Source organism: Psychrobacter sp. TB55-MNA-CIBAN-0194, from assembly GCF_040309505.1.
GTDB classification, from domain to species: Bacteria; Pseudomonadota; Gammaproteobacteria; order Pseudomonadales; family Moraxellaceae; genus Psychrobacter; species Psychrobacter fozii.
Genome location: NZ_JBEOOW010000251.1, coordinates 1 through 274, shown reverse-complemented (window position 1 = coordinate 274; position 274 = coordinate 1). Strand labels below are relative to the sequence as shown.

Genomic DNA, 274 nt, shown 5'->3' with positions numbered 1-274 from the left:
GCCATACGTCATAAACTCCGCCTTGATAACATCACTACAAACTACTGCAACATTAATCTTTAACGATCAACAGGCACTAACACTAGCCACCAATCATTTTAGACACTAGGCCTTTATCGTTTCCCGACTCAGCCACTAAAATCCCCGCTAAATGTAAACCAATAACAGGGACGAAATACCAAAGTGCTAGCTTGTGAATTGTTTCAACCTGATCTTCTATCGCTTCAGGGCCAAACTTGAGCAACAGACCGAGTATCACAGATAGCGCAACACC

General features: G+C 43.1%; 1 protein-coding gene. It reads right to left on the bottom strand.

Going from position 1 to position 274, the window contains the following annotated elements:
- Positions 1 to 82: 82 nt before the first annotated feature.
- A partial coding sequence (locus AAEY75_RS15030; protein WP_352260029.1) for a cytochrome b/b6 domain-containing protein occupies positions 83 to 274 on the bottom strand: 192 nt, incomplete at its 5' end.